The organism is Stenotrophomonas sp. YJH_SMC_82, assembly GCF_059368875.1.
The window spans coordinates 248,107-269,421 of record NZ_JCAFSE010000001.1 but is presented as its reverse complement, the minus strand read 5'-3'; the positions used below and the strand labels follow the sequence as shown (position 1 = coordinate 269,421).

20 protein-coding genes are annotated in these 21,315 nt (G+C 66.5%); 8 read left to right on the top strand and 12 right to left on the bottom strand.

Annotated features, from left to right (window positions below; translation table 11 throughout):
• Positions 1-53 precede the first annotated feature (53 nt).
• Positions 54-1,559, top strand: a complete 1,506-nt coding sequence (locus AC5P53_RS01150; RefSeq protein WP_495227058.1) for a YifB family Mg chelatase-like AAA ATPase — start codon at positions 54-56, stop codon at positions 1,557-1,559.
• A 25-nt stretch (positions 1,560-1,584) separates the two neighbouring features.
• Here the strand turns inward: AC5P53_RS01150 and AC5P53_RS01145 are convergent, their stop codons facing one another.
• The 4 genes from AC5P53_RS01145 to yidA form a co-directional block, all read right to left on the bottom strand.
• Positions 1,585-2,019, bottom strand: a complete 435-nt coding sequence (locus tag AC5P53_RS01145; RefSeq protein ID WP_049408006.1) for an NUDIX hydrolase — start codon at positions 2,017-2,019, stop codon at positions 1,585-1,587.
• A 93-nt stretch (positions 2,020-2,112) separates the two neighbouring features.
• The gene (locus tag AC5P53_RS01140) at positions 2,113-2,502 is read right to left on the bottom strand and encodes a hypothetical protein (protein WP_041863926.1); all 390 of its coding nucleotides are present in this window, start codon (positions 2,500-2,502) and stop codon (positions 2,113-2,115) included.
• 164 nt (positions 2,503-2,666) lie between these two features.
• Positions 2,667-4,985 (bottom strand): TonB-dependent receptor, encoded by a 2,319-nt coding sequence (locus AC5P53_RS01135; RefSeq protein WP_495227057.1) that lies wholly within the window; start codon positions 4,983-4,985, stop codon positions 2,667-2,669.
• Between the two features lie 659 nt (positions 4,986-5,644).
• Positions 5,645-6,478 (bottom strand): sugar-phosphatase, encoded by an 834-nt coding sequence (gene yidA / locus AC5P53_RS01130; RefSeq protein WP_046432965.1) that lies wholly within the window; start codon positions 6,476-6,478, stop codon positions 5,645-5,647.
• A 149-nt stretch (positions 6,479-6,627) separates the two neighbouring features.
• On the opposite strand from yidA, the gene AC5P53_RS01125 reads away from it, so the two are divergent.
• Positions 6,628-7,290, top strand: coding sequence for an exopolysaccharide biosynthesis protein (locus AC5P53_RS01125; RefSeq protein ID WP_241887302.1), 663 nt, complete (start codon positions 6,628-6,630; stop codon positions 7,288-7,290).
• Between the two features lie 131 nt (positions 7,291-7,421).
• Here the strand turns inward: AC5P53_RS01125 and AC5P53_RS01120 are convergent, their stop codons facing one another.
• The 3 genes from AC5P53_RS01120 to AC5P53_RS01110 form a co-directional block, all read right to left on the bottom strand.
• Positions 7,422-8,732, bottom strand: coding sequence for a PQQ-dependent sugar dehydrogenase (locus AC5P53_RS01120; protein ID WP_049441987.1), 1,311 nt, complete (start codon positions 8,730-8,732; stop codon positions 7,422-7,424).
• Positions 8,725-9,165 (bottom strand): DUF2231 domain-containing protein, encoded by a 441-nt coding sequence (locus AC5P53_RS01115; protein ID WP_041863928.1) that lies wholly within the window; start codon positions 9,163-9,165, stop codon positions 8,725-8,727. Before AC5P53_RS01115 ends, AC5P53_RS01120 begins: the two co-directional genes overlap by 8 nt.
• A gap of 108 nt (positions 9,166-9,273) precedes the next feature.
• A complete protein-coding gene (locus tag AC5P53_RS01110) occupies positions 9,274-9,684 on the bottom strand; it encodes a hypothetical protein (RefSeq protein ID WP_241887301.1) in 411 nt (136 codons plus the stop codon).
• A gap of 248 nt (positions 9,685-9,932) precedes the next feature.
• On the opposite strand from AC5P53_RS01110, the gene AC5P53_RS01105 reads away from it, so the two are divergent.
• Positions 9,933-11,699: a S8 family serine peptidase gene (locus AC5P53_RS01105; protein WP_126411459.1), complete on the top strand. Its 1,767-nt coding sequence runs from the start codon at positions 9,933-9,935 to the stop codon at positions 11,697-11,699.
• Positions 11,699-12,277, top strand: a complete 579-nt coding sequence (locus AC5P53_RS01100) for a hypothetical protein (RefSeq protein WP_032958787.1) — start codon at positions 11,699-11,701, stop codon at positions 12,275-12,277. The genes AC5P53_RS01105 and AC5P53_RS01100 overlap by 1 nt, the downstream gene beginning before the upstream one ends.
• A gap of 259 nt (positions 12,278-12,536) precedes the next feature.
• Here the strand turns inward: AC5P53_RS01100 and AC5P53_RS01095 are convergent, their stop codons facing one another.
• Genes AC5P53_RS01095 through cyoA form a run of 5 tightly spaced genes read right to left on the bottom strand, consistent with a single transcriptional unit; the run spans position 12,537 to position 17,082 of the window.
• Positions 12,537-13,217, bottom strand: coding sequence for an SCO family protein (locus tag AC5P53_RS01095; protein WP_049441993.1), 681 nt, complete (start codon positions 13,215-13,217; stop codon positions 12,537-12,539).
• An 11-nt stretch (positions 13,218-13,228) separates the two neighbouring features.
• A complete protein-coding gene (cyoD, locus tag AC5P53_RS01090; RefSeq protein ID WP_006399830.1) occupies positions 13,229-13,561 on the bottom strand; it encodes a cytochrome o ubiquinol oxidase subunit IV in 333 nt (110 codons plus the stop codon).
• A gap of 1 nt (position 13,562) precedes the next feature.
• Positions 13,563-14,198: a cytochrome o ubiquinol oxidase subunit III gene (gene cyoC, locus AC5P53_RS01085; protein ID WP_241887300.1), complete on the bottom strand. Its 636-nt coding sequence runs from the start codon at positions 14,196-14,198 to the stop codon at positions 13,563-13,565.
• A complete protein-coding gene (cyoB, locus tag AC5P53_RS01080) occupies positions 14,195-16,171 on the bottom strand; it encodes a cytochrome o ubiquinol oxidase subunit I (protein WP_032958781.1) in 1,977 nt (658 codons plus the stop codon). Before cyoB ends, cyoC begins: the two co-directional genes overlap by 4 nt.
• 5 nt (positions 16,172-16,176) lie before the next feature.
• Positions 16,177-17,082: a ubiquinol oxidase subunit II gene (gene cyoA / locus AC5P53_RS01075; RefSeq protein ID WP_032958778.1), complete on the bottom strand. Its 906-nt coding sequence runs from the start codon at positions 17,080-17,082 to the stop codon at positions 16,177-16,179.
• Positions 17,083-17,264: 182 nt separating this feature from the next.
• Between cyoA and AC5P53_RS01070 the strand changes: the two genes are divergently transcribed.
• The 4 genes from AC5P53_RS01070 to AC5P53_RS01055 are packed head-to-tail and all read left to right on the top strand — an operon-like array spanning position 17,265 to position 21,137.
• Positions 17,265-18,680, top strand: coding sequence for an aminotransferase class I/II-fold pyridoxal phosphate-dependent enzyme (locus AC5P53_RS01070; RefSeq protein WP_049441994.1), 1,416 nt, complete (start codon positions 17,265-17,267; stop codon positions 18,678-18,680).
• A gap of 55 nt (positions 18,681-18,735) precedes the next feature.
• Positions 18,736-19,014 (top strand): hypothetical protein, encoded by a 279-nt coding sequence (locus AC5P53_RS01065; protein ID WP_169411283.1) that lies wholly within the window; start codon positions 18,736-18,738, stop codon positions 19,012-19,014.
• The gene (locus tag AC5P53_RS01060; RefSeq protein ID WP_046432980.1) at positions 19,014-19,613 is read left to right on the top strand and encodes a DUF6436 domain-containing protein; all 600 of its coding nucleotides are present in this window, start codon (positions 19,014-19,016) and stop codon (positions 19,611-19,613) included. Before AC5P53_RS01065 ends, AC5P53_RS01060 begins: the two co-directional genes overlap by 1 nt.
• A gap of 9 nt (positions 19,614-19,622) precedes the next feature.
• The gene (locus AC5P53_RS01055; protein ID WP_241887299.1) at positions 19,623-21,137 is read left to right on the top strand and encodes an aminotransferase-like domain-containing protein; all 1,515 of its coding nucleotides are present in this window, start codon (positions 19,623-19,625) and stop codon (positions 21,135-21,137) included.
• The last annotated feature ends 178 nt before the right edge of the window (positions 21,138-21,315 follow it).

Genomic DNA, 21,315 nt, shown 5'->3' with positions numbered 1-21,315 from the left:
TGGCCGCAGCTCACCTGCCGCATCATCAAGCGCCCGACTGCAGGAATCCACACATGAGCCTGGCGCTGGTCCACAGCCGTGCCCGCGCCGGGGTCGATGCCCCACTGGTGCGGGTGGAAGTGCACCTCTCTGGCGGCCTGCCTGCCACCCAGATTGTCGGCCTGGCCGAGACCAGCGTGCGCGAATCGCGCGAGCGCGTGCGTGCCGCCCTGCTCTGTGCACGCTTCGACTTTCCGCAGCGGCGCATCACCTTGAACCTCGCGCCCGCCGACTTGCCTAAGGAAGGCGGGCGTTACGACCTGGCCATCGCGCTGGGCATTCTGGCAGCCAGTGGCCAGGTCGATCCGCAGTCGCTGCTGCAGTATGAGTTCCTGGGCGAGCTGGGGCTGACTGGCGAGCTGCGGCCGGTGGCCGGAGCGCTGCCGGCGGCGATTGCGGCGGCAGACGCCGGGCGCATTCTGGTGGTGCCTCCGGGGAATGCCGCTGAGGCTGCGTTGGCCGAGCATGCTGATGTGCGGGTAGCGCGTACGTTGCTGGAGTGCTGCGCTGGGTTGGGGAACCCACGCCTGCTGCCGCCAGTAGAGCGCGTAGACACGACGCCGTTGCCGCTTCCGGATCTGGCCGACGTGCGGGGGCAGGCGCATGCACGGCGCGCGTTGGAGGTTGCCGCAGCGGGGGGTCATCACCTTCTGCTGATCGGCAGCCCTGGCTGCGGCAAGACGCTCTTGGCTTCGCGCCTGCCCAGCCTGTTGCCGGACACCGAGGAAGCCGAGGCGTTGCAGCTGGCCGCGATTGCCTCAGTGAGCGGTGAGGGGCTGGACCCAAGACGATGGCGGCAGCGGCCCTTCCGGGCACCGCACCACAGTGCGAGCGCGGCGGCGCTTGTGGGTGGCGGCAATCCGCCCTGCCCTGGCGAGATCTCGCTGGCCCATCACGGTGTCCTTTTCCTCGATGAGCTTCCCGAGTGGAATCGAAGTGCGTTGGAAACCCTGCGCGAGCCGCTGGAATCCGGCCACATCCGCATCGCCCGCGCGGCACGCAGCGTGCAGTATCCCGCGCGGTTTCAGCTCGTAGCCGCGATGAATCCCTGCCCATGTGGCTGGGCTGGCGACCGCAGCAACCGCTGCCTGTGCAGTGATGAGCGGATCACCCGCTACCGTGCGCGCGTGTCCGGTCCGTTGCTGGACCGTATCGACCTGCATGTCAGTGTGGCGCGTATGGACGCAGTGGAGTTGCGGGAGAGCACGCCACTGGGTGAGCCCAGTGCTGCGGTACGTGCACGGGTGGAAGCCGCCCATACCCGGCAGCAGGCGCGTGGCGCGCTCAATGCACATCTGCCGCCGGCGGCGCTGCGGGCGTGCACGAAGCTGAGCGAAAGCGATCAGGACATGCTTGAACAGGCCATCGAGCGCCTGCAGCTGTCCGCACGGGCGATGCACCGGATTCTGCGGGTGGCGCGCACGATTGCCGATCTGGCGGGTTGCGAAACGATCCAGACGGCGCATCTGGCCGAGGCCATTGGCTACCGGCAGCTGGACCGGGGGAAGGCGAGCACGTAATCGCAGCGGGCAGAATCAGGCCGCGTCATGCGGGCACACGTTCAAAAAGATCCGGCAGCCATTCCGGCTTGAACAGGGAAGCAGGCTGTTCTCTCATCTCTTCTACGCGCCACCATTTCCACGCCCTGATCGTGGCATTTTCCTCCTCCGTCCACCCGTCACGCTGGATGTCGGGCTGGTTGGGGCTGCGGACCAGAAAATATTCTTCCAGCCATCGCGCGGGCGTTGATCGGGCGACCGCGTAGATGGCATCGCGCTTTTCCAGCCGCACGCCTATCGGCAGATCCAATCCGGTCTCCTCCCTGAGCTCACGCCGTGCGGCGTCCGCATATCCCTCCCCGGGCAGAAGCTCCCCGCCCGGTGTAGCCCAGAACGGAGCGTGGTGTTCATCGTGATACCGGAACAGCAACACCGCATCCTCAGCAACGATCACAAGGCGTGCAGATCGTCTGATTTCCATCGTTTCCCGTCCTTACCAGCCCGCCCCAGAATAGGCCAAAAGCAGGCGGACCAAGAGAAAGCCATCAACGCGTGTCGATTCCTGGCCAGTGATTCACTTTCCCAGGATGGGCGCCTGTCGCCGGACGGCAACGGACGCCATGCGGCGGCTGACAAGGCCGAAGAGGTCCTGCAGTTCGGCTGCGCGCTCGGGCGTGCTGTTGCTGCCGAAAAGCACACGCGCCAGCGCGGCTTCACGGGTGTCATGCGGGAACCGCAGGCGGTCCCGGTACACCTTCTGGCACACCAGCCAGGCCCGGCGCAGCCCGCCGCCCGGCAGCGGGCGGACCACGCGTTCGTAGACCTGCCAGAACTGGTACTCGCCCTGCAGATCGATCGCCGGCGCCACGGACAGAGCCTGCCGGGGCCGTCCTGGGCCCCGGATGCCGAACAACGGGGTTCGCGGGTTGTGCTGTGCCATGCCAACAGGATGACCCAGCAACATTGTGGGAACCTTGCGTCGCTGCCGGAAAATCGCTGCCGGCCGCGCAAAGCGGGGTCTGGGGTCAGAGCCCTTTGCTGCGCAAAGGGATCTGACCCCGATCACGGGGTGGCTGCGGGGTCGGATCCCTTTGCGCAGCAAAGGGCTCTGACCCCACCCTCATCGCCTCAGAACGCCATCGAGGTACTGAACATCAGCTGCCGTGGCGCGCTGCGCTGCAGGGTCTGGTAATCCCCCGAGAACGACGAGCCGGCAATGGTGGCGGTGCCGATGTTGTGGCGGTTGAACAGGTTGCTCACGTCCAGCCGCAGCTCCAGGCCGGGCACCGCGCTGTCGGCACCGAAGCGGTAGGCGGCATAGGTGTTGACCTGCCAGAACGTCGGCACGCGGATGTCGTTCTCGTAGGTGAAGGGCTGGCGCAGGTAGGAGGTGCTGGTGGCGCCAAAACGCCAGTCACCGAAATGCGCTGACAGGTCGCTGACCAGTGAGATCTGCGGGTAGCCCGGCTGCGCGTTGCCCTTGATCGGGTACACCGTGTCACCCACCACGAAATCGCTGTCGTAGTACGAACGGGCCACGGCCACGCCCTGGTAGAACTGCAGGTGGTCGCTCAGGTCGGCGGTGATGCCAAGGTCAGCGCCGATCACGTGCATCTTCGGCATCAGCCGCACGGTGTTGATCTGTGCGAACTGGGTGCCGATGGCGGCCGACAGCAGTCGGTTGCGGATGTCGTTGTAGAACACGTCGCCGGTGATCGTCAGCCGGTCGAAGCGATGCGATGCGCCCACGGTGAGGTTCCAGTTCTTCTCCGGGCGCAGCGTGCCGGCCACGCGGTCGAACTCCTCCTGGTCGGTGATGGTCCACGCCGAGGCGGTGTAGCCGATGTTGCCGCGCTGGGCCACGCGATAGCCGTTCATGGTATTGGCCAGGTCGATGAAGGCATCGGTGGATTCGGTCGGGCTCCAGAACAGCGAGACGTGCGGCAGGAAGTTGCTCTTCGCGCGCAGCGTGCCGTTCACCGGCCGGTCCTTGGCGTCACCGAGGCCGCCGCCGCGGGTGCGGAAGTCCACGGCCTTGAAGCCGACACCCAGCTTCAGCGTGTCGTTCAGCACGATGTCGTCCTGCAGGTAGAACTGGCGCGAGCGGGTCACCCAGCTCGATGCGTTGTCGGTCTTGAACGCGGGGCCGTACACATCGAACGGACCGGTGGTCTTCAGCGGCGGGCCCTCGCCCAGCAGCGGCTGCTGGTACCACTCGGTCTTGGCGGCGGCCTTGCTCTTCTCCTGCCAGAAGCCGGCGGTGACGGTGTGCGCGCCGGTCTCGAACTGCAGGTTGAGCATGCCGCCCAGCCGGTTGAGGCGCGGGGTCTGCACCTGTTCGGAGAACGGCGCGCCGTTGGGCGACGGCACGTTCGGGTCGGTCAGCGTGGCCTGGGTGTGGCTGTTGGCGTTGTACAGCTGCACGTTGCCGCTCAGCGCCGGACTGATCTGGAAGCGGTGGTTGATCGAGGACACGCGGTCACGCGTGCTCTGGCCGGTGTCGTAGGGAATAAGCCCGGACAGTTCACCACAGGTATAGGCGCCGCAGGATTTGTCTGCGTTCTCCGGCGAGGCCACGTAATACGCCCAGGCGTAGTCCGGGTAGAAGATGTCGGCCTTCCAGCCCAGCTTGCGGATCATGTCGAAGGAAATGTTGTTGTAACCCCAGACCTTGGCCTTGCTGTCGGACAGGAACACGGTGACATCGCCCCAGGCGACGTCCTGCTGCAGCTTCAGGTCGCCGCGCAGGAAGTTCTGCGTGCCCTCGCCCTGGTACTTGTCGGCGGACACGCGCTGCAGGTCGACCAGCACTTTCGGGCCATGCTCGCCGAGCTGGCCGCTCTGCCCGGATACGGTGGTGACCAGCGTGCTGTTGCTGCCCACGCCCTGCTTCACGCGCAGGCTGGGCGTGTCCTGCAGGTCGCGCAGGCGGTATTCCAAGCTGCCGCCGTTGACGCTGCTGGAGAACACGCTGACCGGTGCGCCACCGGGGCTGACCGTGATCGCGCCGATGCCATCGGGCACGCCCACGTTCACCACGCTGGTGCCGGTAAGCGAGAGGAAGCCGTTGTCATTCAGCGGCACGCCTTCGAAGGTGATGCCCATTTCGTTCATGCGGAAGCCGCGCACGAACAGGCTGGTGGCGGAGATATCCAGGCCCAGCCCATCGGTGGCGGTATAGCTCGCGCCCGGCACCTGCTTCAGCATGGCCAGGCCATTGTTGCCGGTGACCATCGCGTCGAGGTCCTCGGCCTTGATGATGTAGCGGTTGGGACCGACCACCTGGGTCGGTGCCACGGCCGCGCCGCGCGGCGTGGCGATGACCTGCAGGGCGTTGAGCGTGGTGGGCGTGTCGAGCGCGGCGTCCTGCGTTTCTGCAGCGTACGCAGGTGCGGTGATGGCCGCGATGATGGCCAGGGCGAGGCGCGTCGTGGGTGGGGTGTTCATGGCAGTAGATCCAGGGTGCAGGGAGAGAGCCGCGCAGGCGCACGCCCAGCGCGTTGCAGCGCCGGTGTCGGCGCCCTGGCTGGCGGTGCGATTGCGTTGAGAGAGCGACGGCGCGGTGCGCGCCGGTCAGCAGAGGAAGACGATCATCTGCCGCAGGATTCGATGGCGTGATTTCGACGTGCGGAATTCTTGCATCGCGCTGCCGCATCCGCCATTGCGCGGTGGTACAGCGCCGATGGCGGTGGGGATGGGTGGGCTATACGTGGGTATAGACCCAGGTCGGCGCTGGCCGCCTGCGTGTGCCAACCAAGGTTGGCACCTGCCGGGGCGAATGGGGCCTGGTAGAGGCCGACCTTGGTCGGCGCTTGCCGTCTGCGCGTGCCAACCAAGGTTGGCAGCTACCGGGGCGAATGGGGATTGGTAGAGGCCAACCCTGGTCGGCGCTGGCCGCCTGCGTGTGCCAACCAAGGTTGGCACCTACCGGGGCGAATGGGGCCTGGTAGAGGCCGACCTTGGTCGGCGCTGGCCGCCTGCGTGTGCCAACCAAGGTTGGCACCTACCGGGGCGAATGGGGCCTGGTAGAGGCCGACCTTGGTCGGCGCTTGCCGATTGTGTGTGCCAACCAAGGTTGGCACCTACCAGAGCATAGGGACGCGCGGTTACTGCAGGACGAAACGCTCGATCGCGCGCGCCACGCCTTCGTCGGCATTGCTGCTGGTCTCAAACCGCGCCACCGCCTTCACCGCGTCGATGGCATTGCCCATCGCCACGCTGGTGCCGGCATACTGCAGCATGGTCAGATCGTTTTCCTGGTCGCCGATGGCCATCACGTTGGCCCGCTCAATGCCCAGGTGCTCGGCCAGCTTCTGAAGGCTTGGCCCCTTGCCCGCGCGGTGGTCGAACACTTCCAGGAAGAACGGTGCGCTCTTCAATACCGCGAAGCGCTCGGTCAGCGCGCTGGGCAGGCGCGCGATGGCAGCGTCCAGCACCTCGGGTTCGTCGATCATCATCAGCTTGATGAAGGACATCGACGGGTCCATGTCTTCCACGCGGCGATACGACAGCGGCATCCGCGAAAGATGCGAGTCGGCCACGGTGTAGTAGCTGATGTCCTGGTTGGGCGTGTACATGCGCTGGCTGTCCAGCGCCTGGAAGTGCACGCCCAGGTCGCGGGCGACCTGCTCGCAAAACAGGAAGTCGTCGAAGCTGAGCGGATACTCGACCACGGTTTCGCGCGTGCCGATGCGCTGCACCAGGCCGCCATTGCAGGCGATGCAGTAGTCGTCGTTGCCGGTGATGCCGAGCTCGTGCAGGTACGGCGCCAGGCCGGGAACCGGGCGGCCACTGGTCAGCACGATGTGCACGCCCAGTGCGCGCGCCTGCGCGATGGCCTTCCTGGCGCGGGGGGTGAGCTGGTGCGACGGGTCCAGCAGCGTGCCATCCATGTCGATGGCGACCAGTTCGATGGTCGATTGCCTGCGGCCCATGTCCATTGCGTTCAACTCGTGCGGGGCACGCCAGTTTACCCCCTCATGCCCGGTTCACCTCTTTGCCCACGTTGGCCGGGATACTGCAGGAGCCTGTGCGTCCCCCACCGCAGGACGGCCCGCTGACCGCCCTTCCCTGGAGAACCTTGCGACGCATGACCTACCGTGCCCCCGAAACCAACGACAGCGCGCCCCTGGCCCAGCAGATCGAGCAGATGATCGACGAGCTGCCCGGCGACCAGGTGAGCGTCGGCACCCTGCTCAGCGCGCTGGGCGATGAGGGCCTGCTGCTGGTCGTGATCCTGCTCTCGGCCATCTTCATCATTCCGGTGTCGATTCCCGGGCTGAGCACGGTGTTTGGCGCCTCGATCCTGCTGATCGGCCTGAGCCGGGTGCGCAACCGCCCGCTGTGGGTGCCGCAGAAGCTGGCGCGCCGCGGGATCGCCACCGAAAAGCTGAAGGCCAACCTGGGCCGTGCGCTGAAATGGGTGCACCGCATGGAGCGGCTGTCGCGGCCGATGCGGCTGGCGGTGATGGTGCGCTCGAAGAAGATGATGCGCCTGAACAACCTGATGCTGGTGTTCGCGACCCTGCTGCTGATGGCGCCGGCCGGGCCGATTCCCTTCAGCAACACGCTGCCGGCGCTGGCGCTGATGTCGTTTGCGATTGGCTTCATCCAGCGCGATGGTGCGGCGGTGGCAGCCGGCTACGGCTTCGTGGTGGCCACGGTGGTGTACTTCGGCGTGCTGCTGGGCGGCGTGGGGTTTGCCGCCGAATCGGTGTTCAGCGGGTTCCGCAGCAGTACCGCCGAACTGTAGAGCCGAGCCCATGCTCGGCTGCTGTTCGCTCGGTGCACGGAAACCCGCGCGCTGCGCGCGTAAGCCGAGCATGGGCTCGGCTCTACAAAGGCCGGATCCACAGCAGTCGAGCGTGGCTCGACGCTACACAGCTATTTCGCCGACACCCGCCACACCACGTCGCCCACGTCGTCGGCCACCAGCAGCGCACCCTCGGCGTCCATCGCCATGCCCACCGGCGCACCCATCAGGGTCTTCTCGTCCTTCGAGGTGAAGCCGCTGACCACGGTCTGCGGCCGCCCGGTCGGCTTGCCGTCCTTGAACGGTACGTAGACCACTTCGTAGCCACTCAGTGGCGAGCGGTCCCAGCTGCCGTGCTCGCCGATGAAGGCGCCGCCGTGGTACTGCGCCGGCAGTGCCTGGCCGGTGTAGAACAGCAGGCCCAGCGGTGCCACGTGCGAGCCGATGGCGTAGTCCGGCACGATCGCCTTGGCCACCAGGTCCGGCCGCTGCGGCTGCACGCGCTCGTCCACGTGCTGGCCGTAGTAGCTGTAGGGCCAGCCGTAGAAGCCATCTTCCTTCACCGAGGTGAGGTAATCCGGCACCAGGTCGGCACCGATCTCATCACGCTCGTTGGCCACGGCCCACAGCTGGCCAGTGCTCGGCTCCCAGTCCAGCCCGGTCGGGTTGCGGATGCCCGACGCGAAGATGCGGCTGCCACGGGTGGCTACGTCCACCTCCAGCACGACCGCGCGGCGGTATTCGACGGCCAGGCCATTTTCAGTAATGTTGCTGTTGGAGCCGACGCCCACGTACAGCTTGCTGCCATCGCGGCTGGCCAGCAGTTCCTTGGTCCAGTGGTGGTTGATGGTGCTGGGCAGGTCGGTGAACTCGCGGCCCTTGTCGGACATGCGGGTTTCGCCGGGCACGTAGTGGTACTGCATGATGTTGCCGGTGTTGGCCACATACAGCGTGTCACCGATCAGCTGGATGCCGAATGGCGAATGCAGGCCCTCGATGTAGACGTGCTGGGTCCAGGTGTTGGTGCCCGGCGAGCGGCGCAGCAGCGTGACGCGATTGCCGCCCTTGCCGGCCTTGCCCGAGCGCGCCTTCACCTTGCCGGCGATCCACTGCTTGGGTGTGGTGACCGGCTCTTCGCCGGGGCCATTGCCTTCCACCACCAGTACATCGCCGTTGGGCAGGGTCAGCAGCCGGCGCGGGTGCTGCAGGTTGGCGGCGATGCGCTCGATCTTCAGGCCTTCGGCCACCGTGGGGGCCTGGCCGTCGGCCCAGCCCACGCCCTTGGGCACCTGCATCGGCGGCATCAGGAAGTTGGCCGGCTTGGGCAGTGGCGGCTGCGGTCCCGACTGGTCGGCCGGATGGTATTCGGCCTTGCCGGCGCAGGCCGACAGGGTGACGGCCAGTGCCAGCGCGGCCACGGTGGGCAGGATGTGCTTAGCCATGACGACCTCCCTGCAGCACCGGTGGCTGCAATGACAACAGGATCAGGCCCAGGGCGATCAGGGCCACGGTCAGCGCCGACAGGATCGTGCCCGGCACAGCAACGGCATACGCATCGCGGCTGTGCACGAAGGCGTTCCAGATGGCCAGCACCACCGCGACCAGGTTGAGGAAGAAGTCGATGCGGTCGATGCGGGTGGCCGTGCCGTTGCGGCGCCAGACCGCGAACAGGTTGATCAGGCGCGGCACGATGGCGATCAGCAGGCCGAACGTGATCAGCCAAGCGGCGGCCTTGCCCCACATCACCTCGGCGCTGTTGAGATAGATCGCGTCGAAGATCAGTGCACCGACGAAGAAGCCGAAGGGTATCGGGTTCAACAGGCTGAACAGCGTGGTGCCGAGGCCGCGATGGGCCTGGGCGAGCGGATTGACCATCATCGTGCTCCGTGCGGAAGGGTGCACGGGCTGTAGTAGCACAGCGCGATGTGAGGGCGCGCGATGATGCCCCGGCGGCGCTGCCACACCCACCGGGCAGGCACCGCACTACGTGGGTTCGTCCTCGCGCACCTCGTGGAAGGGCAGCAACGTCTCGAAGCCGAATTCGTGTTCCATGCTGGTGCGGACCAGGCCGCCGATGGCGTAGTAGCTGGTATTGGCGTGTACATCGATGCCACAGGGACCATCCTCAGCCAGCAGGTGCAGTGTCTGCGCCCTACGCATCTTCACTCTTTCCTCCTGCAGCAGCGCGCGTCGGTGCCGCTTCATCAGCAAGCGCAACTGTTTGATCGTCGTGATATTGAATGTGGCGAGCGCCGGCAGCAGCTCGGCGATATCCGCATCGGTCCAGTAATCATGGCGACGGTGGTACATCGACAGCACCACCTTGCGGATGGCGGCAACCGAGAGCGGGGTCTGGTCTGCGCGCGCACGTGCACGCTGGCGTTCCTTCTTCATGTGTCTTCACCTGCATGTGGTTACCCGAGTTTCCCGCACCCGAAGCAAGCGCGCGAAGATGGCGTGAAGGCATTCGCGCGCCCTGTCATAACCTGACGTACTAAGTGTTTGTGACGCAATTTGCATATTCGTACATTGCGGATGTGAAGAGGTAGGGGGTTCTCCGTTGTGTCGCGTTTGGCTCGTTGCGATGGGGCAGTTCCGCCCCGCCGTCCTGCCATGCCGATTCACAACAGAAGGATTCGTGTATGAAGCGACACACGCAACGCTCCGCGCCACCGCGCTCTGCGCGCCTGGCCCTTGCCACTGCCCTGGTGCTGGGCAGCCTGGCCGCCACCGCGCAGGCCCAACAGGCCGATCCGCTGGCGGGTATCCAGTGGCACCTGCTCAACACCGGGCAGACCGTCCCGGCCGACACCCTGCCGGTGGCCGGCAACGACCTGAACGTGGATGGCCTGTTCCGCAACGGCATCCGTGGCCAGGGTGTCACCATCGCCATCGTCGATGATGGCCTGCAGATCGCGCATCCGGACCTGGCGGCCAACGTGGCGGCGGTGGCCGGCAAGAACTTCACCAACGGCTCGAACAACCCCACCCCGACCAACCCGGACGTCGACAACCACGGCACCATGGTCGGCGGCATTGCTGGCGCGGTGGGCGCCAACAACCTGGGCGTACGTGGTGTGGCGCCGGCGGCGACGCTGAAGGGCTTCAACCCGATTTCGCGCTCAGCCCTGGGCAACCAGCAGAGCAACATCGAGTACGCCTGGTGGGACGGCGCGGAATCGGCCGACGTGCAGGTGTTCAACAACAGCTGGGGCGCCGGCCCGGGCAATCCGAACCTGCCGCTGGCGTACAGCGAAAACACGATTCGTTCGTACGAGCAGGCACTGTCGGGTACGCGCGGTGGCCGCGGCGGCATCTACGTGAAGTCGGCGGGCAACAACTTCAACAATGCCTCGATCAGCCAGACCCAGGATGTCTGCACCACCGACACCAAGAACCGCAACACCGGCTGCGTGCCGGCCGGACGCGATCCGCGCAACAACCTGTTCAACGTGATCACGGTAGGCGCGGTGCGTGCCGATGGCGTGCGCTCGTCGTATTCCTCCACCGGCTCGGCGCTGTGGGTGTCGGCCTTCGGCGGCGAATACGGCCTGCAGGCCCAGTACGCCCCCGGCCTGGTGGCACGCGCCTACGACCCGGCCATCGTCACCACCGACGTGACCGGGTGCGCGCAGGGCAGCAACAAGAACACCAACCGTCAGAACACGCTGGACAGCAACCTGTCGGCCATCGACAGCACCTGCAACTACACCGCCAAGATGAACGGCACCTCGGCGTCAGCGCCGATGGTCTCGGGCGTGGCGGCACTGGTGCTGGAAGCCAATCCGAACCTGTCCTATCGCGATGTGAAGTACATCCTGGCCACCACCGCCACCCGCAACCACCCGAACCAGCCGGCGGTGACGCTGGCCGACGGGCGCACGCTGGTGCCGGGCTGGACGGTGAATGCTGCCGGCCGTGCCTACAGCAACTGGTATGGCTTCGGCGTGGTCAACGCTGCACGCGCGGTGCAGGTGGCCGAGAACTTCCAGTCGCTCGGTACGCTGGTCGACAGCGGCTGGCGCAACACCACGCGTACCGTGGCCATCGGCAACACCTCGGCCGCCGCTGCACGCCTGACCTTCCAGTTGGCCAACGGCGCGCGCAACATCGAAAGCGTGCAGCTGGGCTTCCGGGTCAACCACCGCAACACGCGCCAGCTGCAGTTCGTGCTGGTGTCACCCAGCGGTACCCGCAGCGTGGTGCAACCGGCGTTCACCGCGATCGGTTCGGGCACGGGTGGCGCGCAGAGCAACTTCACCAGCTGGGACCTGCTGTCCAGCAATGCCTTCCTGGATGAGAACGCCACGGGCACCTGGACGCTGGAAGTGACCGACATGGGGCAGGCCGCGACCGCTGCATCGCGTGGCAACCTCGAATTCTTCAAGATCCGCGTTCTGGGGCACTGATGATGAAGACCACCATTCTGTTGAGCACGCTCGCCTTCGCGGCGATGACCTTCCCTGCCTGGGCACAGAGCTCGGGGCAGACCCCTCCGGCCAGGACCCTGTCGACCGTGGATGCTCAGGAACTGAAGGCGTCCGCTACCGGCCGCTCGTTCGATGTGGGCGGCACGCGTTTCCAGCTGTCGCCCTCGGCAACGGTAAAGCAGGCCAGCGGCGGCCAGTTCACGATCACCCCGCAGGCGGCGGCGACCACCAGCTCGCGTACCAAGCGTTCGCTGGATGGCGCCGCGGCGGCGCCTGCTGATGCCGGTGCCGGCAAGTTCGCGGCGGCGGTCTCCCGTGACGGAGCGCCGGTGGTGGCGACCTCGCGGGTCAAGGTGTTCTTCACCGATGCAGCATCGGCCCAGCGCGCGGCTACGGCCACCGGTGGCACCGTGGTGAAGGTCTCCAAGGCGTCGGGCCAGGCGATCGTGGAGTACCCGTCGGTGAACGCGGCGCTGGATGCGAGCACCAAGCTGCTGTCCACCGCCGGTATCCGCGCCACCGAGCCGGACGTGGTGCAGTGGGAAGAGACCAAGTAAGGCGTTGAGCGGTGCCCCGGCCGGCTGGCTCTCCTGGCCGGCCGGGGATTGGTGTGGGGGTGTGCCGACCAACGGTCGACACCTGCCGGGGCCGTGCGCGTGTTGAGCCGAGCCGATGCTCGGCTGCTGTCTACGGGGTGCCGCAGGCGCGGTGCGCGCGGCGCCGAGCATGGGCTCGGCTCTACAGCTGTGCCAACCAAGGTTGGCATCTACCAGGAGCAGATTCGGACGTGCCAACCAAGGTTGGCACCCACCGGCGTTACCGCGCGGCGAGTGTGCCGCTGTGCTTGAGGTGGCAGCTGGCCAGCGCGTCGTTGCCGGCGGCCGGGTGGCCGGGCTCGAGCAGCAGGCGCTGCACGTCCGAGAACAGCTTTTCCACCGGCATGCCGTACGGCGCGAACAGGCGCAGGCGGCCCTGGCGGTCGAACACGTAGCCGCCGGCAATGTGGCTCATGGTGTAGGTATCCGGTACCTGACCGGGCTCTTTCTGGTAGAACGCCTTGAAGTCGCTGGCCATCGCGGCCAGCTGCGCATCGTTGCCAACCAGCGCGATTGCCTTGGGATCGAACGCTTCCACATAGGTGCGCGCGACCTCGGGCGTGTCGCGGGCCGGGTCGACGCTGACGAACACGACCTGCAGCTGATCGGCATCCTTGCCCATCAGGTGCTTGACTTGGCTCAGCTCGACCATCGTGGTCGGGCACACGTCCGGGCAGCTGGTGAAACCGAAGAACAGGTAGGTCACCTGCCCCTGCAGGTCCTTCGGGCCGCGCACGGTGCCGCGGCTGTCGGGCATCGACCACTGCTGGCCAAGTTCTTCGCAGGCGATGTCCTTCGCATAGAAGTCCATGCGCGACTGCGCGCTGCAGCCGGCCAGCAGGCCGAGCAGCAGGCCTGCGGCCAGGCGCAGGCCACGATGGGGGAACGCAATGCCTTTCACGGTTCGCCAGCTCAGTTGATCATCATGTGGTAGTGCATGCTCCAGATGATCCAGACCGACAACGCGACGACGATGAACAGGATCACCAGGGTGAACACGAAGCTGGCCAGGTTCCAGCCACCTTCGGACTTGCGGTCCATGTGCAGGAAATAGACCAGCTGCACCAGGATCTGCGCCACCGCGAAGCCGACCAGCAGGAACAGCGTGAGCGGCCGCGACAGCACCGGGTTCATCACCAGTGCGAACGGCACCACGGTCAGCAGCGCGCACAGCACGAAGCCGATCAGGTAGGACTTGGTGGAGCCGTGCGCATTGCCGGCGCGCGAGGTTTCGACGTGGGCCATGTCAGAAGGCTCCGATCAGGTAGACGAAGGTGAAGACGCAGATCCACACCAGGTCCAGGAAGTGCCAGAACAGGCTCAGGCACGACACGCGGGTGATGTTGGTCGGGGTCAGGCCACGGCGGTAGACCTGGTGCATGACCACCGCCATCCAGATCAGGCCGCTGGCCACGTGCAGGCCGTGGGTGGCGACCAACGCGAAGAACGCCGACAGGTAGGCACTGGTGCTCGGGCCCGCGCCTTCGTGGATCAGGTGCGAGAACTCGTAGATCTCCATGCCGATGAACGAGGCACCGAGCACGAAGGTCACGCCCAGCCAGCGCAGCACCGCCGAGGCATCGTGGCGATGCATCGCCAGTACGGCCTGGCCATAGGTGATGCTGGAGACCAGCAGCAGGAAGGTCTCGGCCATCACGAACGGCAGCGAGAACAGGTCCTTGCCGGTGGGGCCACCGGCGTAGGCGGTGCTGAGCACCGCGTACGAGGCGAACAGCGAACCGAACAGCACCAGGTCGGACATGAGGTAGACCCACATGCCGAACACCTTCATGCCGCCCTGTTCGTGGCCGTGGTCGTGCTCGTGGTGGTCCTCGTGCGCCTGCGTTTCGCTGGCCAGCTCGGGGCGGGTCAACAGGTTCATGCGCGTACCTCCTTCAGCTTGGCAAGGTTGGCCGCTTCGGTGCGCGCCACCTCTTCGGAACTGACGTAGTAATCCACGTCCTCGTCGTAGGACCGCACGATCAGGGTCACGATCATCGCGATGAAGCTGGCTGCGGCCATCCACCAGATGTGCCAGACCAGGGCGAAGCACAGCACCAGGATCCAGATGTTGAGGATCAGCGGCACCCCGGTGTTCTTCGGCATGTGGATCGGGGCGTACGTCTTCGGCGGCGGCGGCAGGCCGCGCTTCTTCGCTTCGTGGAAGGCATCCAGCTCATCGGCCTTGGGCACCACGGCGAAGTTGTAGAACGGCGGCGGCGACGGCGTGGCCCATTCCAGCGTGCGTGCGTTCCACGGGTCGCCGGTCAGGTCCAGGTTGCGCTTGCGGTCGCGCACGCTCACGTAGATCTGCACCAGCATCAGGATGATGCCCGCGAACACGAACAGTGCACCGATGAAGGCGGCGATCAGGTACGGCGTCCACGCCGGGTTGTCGTACTGGTTCATGCGGCGGGTCATGCCCATGAAGCCCAGCATGTACAGCGGCATGAAGGCCAGGTAGAAGCCGATCACCCAGCAGGCGAACGACCACTTGCCCAGGCGCTCGTTGAGGGTGAAGCCGAACACCTTCGGGAACCAGTAGGCGAAGCCGGCCAGGTAGCCGAACAGCGCGCCGCCGATGATGGTGTTATGGAAGTGGGCGACCAGGAACAGGCTGTTGTGCAGCAGGAAGTCCGCGCCTGGGATGGCCAGCAGCACGCCGGTCATGCCACCGATGGTGAAGGTGACCAGGAAGGCGATGGTCCACAGCATCGGTACGCTGAACTCGACGCGGCCGCCGTACATGGTGAACAGCCAGGTAAAGATCTTCACGCCGGTGGGGATGGCGATGATCATCGTCATGATGCCGAAGAAGGCATTGACGCTGGCACCCGAGCCCATGGTGAAGAAGTGGTGCAGCCAGACGATGAACGACAGGATGCCGATCGCCAGCGTGGCGCCCACCATCGACTTGTAGCCGAACAGCTTCTTGCGCGCGAACGTGGCGGTGACTTCAGAGAAGATGCCGAACGCCGGCAGCACCAGGATGTACACCTCCGGGTGGCCCCAGGCCCACACCAGGTTCACGTACATCATCGGGTTGCCACCCAACGTGTTGGTGTAGAAGTTGAAGTCCAGGTAGCGGTCCAGGGTGAGCGCACCCAGCGCCACGGTCAGGATCGGGAAGGCGGCGATGATGATCACGCTGGTGACCAGCACGGTCCAGGTGAACACCGGCATCTTCATCAGGGTCATGCCCGGCGCACGCATGCGCAGGATGGTGATGAACAGGTTGACGCCGGTCAGCAATGTGCCGATGCCCGAGGCCTGCAACGCCCAGATGTAGTAGTCCACGCCTACGCCCGGACTGAACTCGATGCCCGACAGCGGCGGATAGGCCACCCAGCCGGTCATGGCGAACTCGCCAACGCCCAGCGAGATCATCATCAGCGCAGCGCCAACCACGAAGATCCAGAAGCTGAAGGCGTTGAGGAACGGGAACGCCATGTCGCGTGCGCCGATCTGCAGCGGCACGATGATGTTCATCAGGCCGACCACGAACGGGGTGGCCACGAAGAAGATCATGATCACGCCATGCGCGGTGAAGATCTGGTCGTAGTGCTCCGGTGGCAGGAAGCCATCACTGCCTGGCCCGGCCGCGGCCAACTGCGCGCGCATCATCAGCGCGTCGGCGAAGCCACGCACCAGCATGACCAGCGCCACTACCACGTACATGATGCCGATCTTCTTGTGGTCCACGGTGGTGAACCAGTCGCGCCAGAGCACGCCCCATAGCTTGAAGTACGTCACCGCGCCAAGCAGCGCGAGGCCACCTAGCACCATGGCCGCCAGCGTGACCACGACGATCGGCTCGTGCAGCGGCACGGCCTCCCACGTCAATTTACCCAACATGTTCGTTACTCCTGGGAAACCTGGGCACCACCGGCAGCACCCGCCGGGGACGCAGCAGCGGTGTTCTCACCGACGCCGATGAACTGGTCGATGACCTTCTTGAACAGCAGCGGTTCGACGCTGGAGAAGTGCTGCACCGGCGCGTTCTTCGACGGTGCGGCCAGCGCCTTGAACTGGTTGAAGTCCAGCGCCTGTGGTGCGCTGCGTACCTCGGCCACCCAGCGCTCGAACTCCTCGTTGCTGCTGGCGGTGGCAATGAACTTCATGTTCGAGAAGCCATGCCCGCTGTAGTTGCCGGACATGCCACGGAACTGGCCGGGCTCGTTGGCGATCAGGTGCAGCTGCGTGCGCATGCCGGCCATCGCGTAGATCTGCCCACCCAGCTGCGGGATGAAGAAGGTATTCATCGTCGAGTTGGAGGTGATGTTGAACGCCAGCGGGCGGTTGGCCGGGAAGTTGAGCTGGTTGACCGTGGCGATGCCCAGGTCCGGATAGACGAACACCCATTTCCAGTCGGTGGCGATCACGTCCACGTGCAGCGGCTCACCGGCCACGTCCAGCGGCTTGTACGGGTCCAGTTCGTGGGTCGACTTCCACACGATCACGGCCAGGCCGGCAATGATCAGCAGCGGCACGCCCCAGACCACGATCTCCACCTTGGTGGAGTGCGACCACTCCGGCGTGTATTTCGCCTTGGTGTTGCCGGCGCGGAAGCGCCAGGCGAATACGAAGGTCAGCACGATGGCCGGTATCACCACGATCAGCATCAGGCCGATGCAGATCAGGATCAGGTCGCGCTGGGCGAGCCCGACCATGCCCTTCGAATCCAGCAGCACCCAGTCACAGCCCGACAGGCCGACGCAGGCCAGGGCGACCAGCGCCAGGCGGATGCGGTTCCAGCAGATATTCATTGGAGGTCAACCCTGTTGAAGAAGCGCGCTTGACCGGCTCGCCTGCGCGCAGCGCCCGGGCGTGGAGCGGCTACACTGTGGGTACGAGGTCGCCTACAAGAGAGCGATCCACTCCAATCAAGCCCATACAAGATACATCATTGTATGGACTTGTGCATCTGCACGTATGGAAAAACTGACCGATGACGCCACCTGCCGCCGGCCGCCGCCTGAAACACCCCAATCGCACCTGGGTTCGCCCCTTCCGCGAGGGCGCTGGCCCGCTGTACCTGCAGATCGCCCAGCAGGTGCGCGAGGCAGTGGATGACGGCGTGCTGCGTCCGGGCGACCGGCTGCCGCCGCAGCGCGACCTGGCCCAGCAGGTGGGCGTGGACCTGACCACGGTCACCCGGGCCTTTGCCGAGCTGCGCCAGGCTGGCCTGCTGGATGCGCAGGGCGCCGGCGGCACCTTCATCGCGCTGTCGGCCGGCAACCGCAGCACCTCGGTGGACCTGAGCATGAACATCCCGCCGCTGCTGGGCAGCGCGCCGTTCGCACAGGGCATGGAGGCCGGTTTCCAGCACGTGGGCCAGCAGCTGGGCCAGGGCGAACTGATGAGCTACCACGTCGGCGCCGGCACCCGCGAGGACCGCGCCGCCGCCGTGCAGTGGCTGTCACCGGTGCTGGGCACGGTGGGTGCCGACCAGGTGGTGATCTGCCCCGGCGCGCAGACCGCACTGTGCGCACTGATCCTGGCCCGCACCCAGCCGGGCGAGCTGATCGCCGCCGAGCAGCTGACCTACCCGGGCCTGCTGGCCGCCGCGCGCGTGCTGCAGCGGGGTGTGGTGCCGGTGGCGATGGACGCCGAAGGCATGCTGCCCGAAGCGCTGGAAGAGGCCTGCCAGCTACGCCGTCCGCGCCTGCTGTACCTGGTACCGACCATCCAGAACCCGACCACGGCGACGATGTCGGCACAACGCCGGCAGGCCCTGCTGGCGGTTGCCAAGCGCCACGATCTGACCGTGATCGAAGACGATCCCTACTGGTTGCTGGCCGGGGACGCCGCACCGCCGCTGGCCGCCCACCGCGACGCCGGCTGCCCGGTGTATTACATCTCCACCCTGTCCAAGTGCCTGGCACCGGGCCTGCGCACCGCCTACCTGGTGGTGCCGGGCGGCGAACCGATGGAACCGGTGCTGGACGCCCTGCGTGCGATCGCGCTGATGCCGACCCAGTCAATGGTGGCGGTGGCGTCGCAGTGGATCCGCAGCGGCCAGGCCCAGGACATGGTGCAGCGCTTCCAGCAGGAGCTGCGCGAGCGCCAGGCGATTGCCGCGCAGTACCTGCCGTCCCGCGCGCGGGCGCACCCGGCCGGCCTGCACGTATGGCTGCCGCTACCGCCGCGGCTGGACCAGTACCGGCTGATCCAGGCCGCACAGGAACAGGGGCTGGGCATCGCCAGTTCGGACGCCTTCAGCGTGGAGGAACCGCCACCGGGCAACGCCATCCGCCTGTCGCTGGGCGGCGCAGTTGACCAGGATGCGCTGGCCGGGGCGCTGGCCAAACTGAACGAGATCCTGTCTGAGGCCCCCGAGGCCCGGCACAACGCCATCGTCTGAACCGGGCGCATGGCGCAGCATCCATACAAGATGATATTTTGTATGCAATGTATGGATGAAGGGACGTGCGTCGATGCGCGCCGAGAGACTGAAGTTCCACCTGGTAATGGCCGGCTGTGGTGGCTTTGTGGTGTTGATGCTGGCCGCGCTGGCCTGGGTCTGCCTGCAGCCGCAGACCGTGGATGTGCAGGCCGCCGAGCGCCACGCCATCGAGCAATGCGTGCAGCGCAGCGAGGATCCGTCGCGTAGCGAGATCCAGCGTCGCGCGCAGGCCGACTCCTGCCGCGAGATGCGCAAGCAGTACGTGCACAAGTTCGGCGGGGACGCGTCCTGATGGGCGCAGCCGCGCCGCGCCGCCGCTGGCTGCTGCCGACGATGATCGCCCTCGCCTGCCTGTTCATGGCCGGCGTGGCGGCTGCGCTGTGGCAGTACTTCGGCTACAGCGCGCAGTCGACGTTCACCGAACAGGCCATCGTCTTCGACGACTCGCAGCTGCGCCTGCCGTCCGATCTGGCCGGTGATACCGGCCGCATCCGCGTGGTGCACTTCTGGGACCCGGCGTGTGCCGTCTGCAACCGCGAAACCGGCGCACACCTGAGCTACCTGATCAGCATGTACCGCCGCGCCGGCATCGACTTCTATGCGATCCGCCGCCCCGGTACCCAGGGCGAACTGCCTGAGCCGCTGCGCAACAAGGTGATCAACCTGCCGACCATCGACGGCATCGAACACATCCCGGCCAGCCCTGCCGTGGCGATCTGGGACCGGCAGGGCCACCTCGCCTATGCCGGCCCGTACAGCATCGGCATGGTCTGCAACTCGGCCAACAGCTTCGTCGAACCACTGCTGGACAGACTGGTGCGCGGCGAAACCGTGCGCCCGAAAGGACTGCTTGCCGTGGGCTGCTACTGCCCCTGGCAGGCCAAGCGCTGAGGACGCGCAATGACACCACTGACGCTGGCCGCTGTGGCCGCCACAAGCAACAACGGCGGTCACCTGTCCGAACCGACCGATGGTTATGGACAGGCTCCCGCCGTTGGAAGCAACGATACGCCCCGACATGCTCCGTACATGCCGCGACCGGATGTCGCAGCCCGCGAATGGGTGCAGGACGTGCTCGCGCACAACGGGCCGATCTACCTGCGCATCGTCAATTCGCTGGAGCGCACGGTGCGTCGCGGTGGGCTTGCACCAGGACAACGCCTGCCCTCGCAGCGTGCGTTGGCGCAGCAGCTCGGCGTCGACCTGACCACGGTAACGCGGGCGTTCGACGAAGCGCGCAAGCGCGGCCTGATCGAGGCGCGCGGGCCACAAGGCAGTTTCATCGCACCACCCAAGGCCGGCTTCGACCAGGTGGTGGACCTGAGCATGAACGTGCCGCCGGTGCCCGATGCCGATGCGCTGGCCGAAACCCTGCGCCGCGGTGCCGCCGCCGTGCTTGCGCGCAGCAACGCGCCGAACCTGATGACCTACCACCTGGGCGGCGGCAATCCCACCGACCGCCACGCGGCAGCGCGCTGGCTGCAACCGATGCTGGGCGCGGTGGAGGATGCCAGCCTGTTGCTGACCGAAGGCGCGCAGGTGGCGCTTGCCGCGATCCTGGTCAGCCAGGGCCGCGACGATGATGCGATCCTCTGCGATGCGCTGGTCTATCCGGGCCTGCTGCAGGCCGCCGCCGCACTGGGCCGGCGGCTGCTGCCGGTGGACAGCGACGAACACGGCATGTGCCCCGATGCGCTGGCCCGGCTGGCACGCGAAAGCGGCGCGCGGTTGGTCTATCTCAACCCCACCTGCCAGAACCCGACCGCGCTGACCCTGCCGCTGCAGCGGCGCGAAGCGCTGGCGCGTGTTCTGGAGAGGGAAGGCCTGCTGGCGATCGAAGACGATCCTTACTGGCACCTCGCCGAGGATGCACCGACACCGCTGGCGGCGCTGGCACCGCGCCATGTGTTCTACGTGGCGACGCTGTCGAAGGTGATCAGCCCCGGCCTGCGCACTGCGTTCGTGCAGTGCCCAAGCGCTGCGCACGCCGAGGCGATGGCTTCGGCCTTGCGCGCCACCCGGTTGATGGGGCATCCGCTGGTGGCGGCGCTGGCCAGCCAGCTGCTGCTGGATGGTTCGGCGCAATCGCTGCTGGCGCAGGTGCGCAGCGAAGCGCACGAGCGCATGCGCATGGCGCGCTACCTGCTGGCGCCTTCGCTGCTGCTGCGCGCCGAAGGCCTGCATGCCTGGTGCCGGGTACCAGCGCCATGGACTGACGCCACCCTGGTGCGTACCGCACAGCTGCAGGGGCTGGCGATCGCGCCCTCATCGGCGTTCTGCCCGCCGGGGGTGCAGCATCAGAACGGCGTGCGGCTGTCGCTGGGGCTGGCGGCCGATCGCCGGCAGCTGGAAAGTGCGCTGCGACGGATTGACCGGTTGTTGTTGTCGGACGCGTTGCCGGCGATCGAGCGGTAGCCCTGGAATGGGATGTGCCGACCAACGGTCGGCACCCACCCGACCGGTAGTGCCGGCCGCTGGCCGGCGGAAGATTCCTCAGCACGGTTGGAATGTGCCAACCAACAGTTGGCACCCACCCGACCGGTAGTGCCGGCCGCTGGCCGGCGGAAGATTCCCCGGCACGGTTGGAATGTGC

What these genes read in the sequence shown, in the direction of transcription:
- AC5P53_RS01150 (WP_495227058.1), top strand. Translation starts at nt 54, where the DNA reads ATGAGCCTGGCGCTGGTCCACAGCCGTGCCCGCGCCGGGGTCGATGCC.
- AC5P53_RS01145 (WP_049408006.1), bottom strand. Translation starts at nt 2,019, where the DNA reads ATGGAAATCAGACGATCTGCACGCCTTGTGATCGTTGCTGAGGATGCG.
- AC5P53_RS01140 (WP_041863926.1), bottom strand. Translation starts at nt 2,502, where the DNA reads ATGTTGCTGGGTCATCCTGTTGGCATGGCACAGCACAACCCGCGAACC.
- AC5P53_RS01135 (WP_495227057.1), bottom strand. Translation starts at nt 4,985, where the DNA reads ATGAACACCCCACCCACGACGCGCCTCGCCCTGGCCATCATCGCGGCC.
- yidA (WP_046432965.1), bottom strand. Translation starts at nt 6,478, where the DNA reads ATGGACATGGGCCGCAGGCAATCGACCATCGAACTGGTCGCCATCGAC.
- AC5P53_RS01125 (WP_241887302.1), top strand. Translation starts at nt 6,628, where the DNA reads ATGACCTACCGTGCCCCCGAAACCAACGACAGCGCGCCCCTGGCCCAG.
- AC5P53_RS01120 (WP_049441987.1), bottom strand. Translation starts at nt 8,732, where the DNA reads ATGGCTAAGCACATCCTGCCCACCGTGGCCGCGCTGGCACTGGCCGTC.
- AC5P53_RS01115 (WP_041863928.1), bottom strand. Translation starts at nt 9,165, where the DNA reads ATGGTCAATCCGCTCGCCCAGGCCCATCGCGGCCTCGGCACCACGCTG.
- AC5P53_RS01110 (WP_241887301.1), bottom strand. Translation starts at nt 9,684, where the DNA reads ATGAAGAAGGAACGCCAGCGTGCACGTGCGCGCGCAGACCAGACCCCG.
- AC5P53_RS01105 (WP_126411459.1), top strand. Translation starts at nt 9,933, where the DNA reads ATGAAGCGACACACGCAACGCTCCGCGCCACCGCGCTCTGCGCGCCTG.
- AC5P53_RS01100 (WP_032958787.1), top strand. Translation starts at nt 11,699, where the DNA reads ATGATGAAGACCACCATTCTGTTGAGCACGCTCGCCTTCGCGGCGATG.
- cyoD (WP_006399830.1), bottom strand. Translation starts at nt 13,561, where the DNA reads ATGGCCCACGTCGAAACCTCGCGCGCCGGCAATGCGCACGGCTCCACC.
- cyoC (WP_241887300.1), bottom strand. Translation starts at nt 14,198, where the DNA reads ATGAACCTGTTGACCCGCCCCGAGCTGGCCAGCGAAACGCAGGCGCAC.
- cyoB (WP_032958781.1), bottom strand. Translation starts at nt 16,171, where the DNA reads ATGTTGGGTAAATTGACGTGGGAGGCCGTGCCGCTGCACGAGCCGATC.
- cyoA (WP_032958778.1), bottom strand. Translation starts at nt 17,082, where the DNA reads ATGAATATCTGCTGGAACCGCATCCGCCTGGCGCTGGTCGCCCTGGCC.
- AC5P53_RS01070 (WP_049441994.1), top strand. Translation starts at nt 17,265, where the DNA reads ATGACGCCACCTGCCGCCGGCCGCCGCCTGAAACACCCCAATCGCACC.
- AC5P53_RS01065 (WP_169411283.1), top strand. Translation starts at nt 18,736, where the DNA reads ATGAAGGGACGTGCGTCGATGCGCGCCGAGAGACTGAAGTTCCACCTG.
- AC5P53_RS01060 (WP_046432980.1), top strand. Translation starts at nt 19,014, where the DNA reads ATGGGCGCAGCCGCGCCGCGCCGCCGCTGGCTGCTGCCGACGATGATC.
- AC5P53_RS01055 (WP_241887299.1), top strand. Translation starts at nt 19,623, where the DNA reads ATGACACCACTGACGCTGGCCGCTGTGGCCGCCACAAGCAACAACGGC.